At 39.7% G+C, this 282-nt stretch carries 1 protein-coding gene; it reads left to right on the plus strand.

Annotated elements, in window-relative coordinates:
* The coding region (locus COZ07_RS04895) for a Mu transposase domain-containing protein (RefSeq protein ID WP_406607466.1) at positions 1-282 on the plus strand (282 nt) is incomplete at both ends.

Below are 282 nucleotides of genomic sequence, written 5' to 3' on the forward strand. Positions count from 1 at the left end.
TATACCAGGGCTAACCATCGGATACACGGCACTACCAGAAAGGTTCCCCAAGAGGTATTCGAAAAAGAAGAGAAGCTAAAACTTATTCCCCTACCTCAAGAAGAATTTAAATTAGCCAGTGTAGGTATCCGTAAGGTCTATCATGACTGTCATATCTATGTAGACTATAATTATTATTCCGTCCCCTTCGAATATGTGGGTAAGGAGGTAGAGATAGAACTGAGTAAGAATTTATTAAAAGTCTTTTATCAAGGAAAGGAGATTGCCCTTCATCCCCGCCTT

The sequence above is a fragment of the Candidatus Infernicultor aquiphilus genome (genome assembly GCF_002784285.1).
In the GTDB taxonomy this organism is placed as follows: Bacteria; Atribacterota; Phoenicimicrobiia; order Phoenicimicrobiales; family Phoenicimicrobiaceae; genus Infernicultor; species Infernicultor aquiphilus.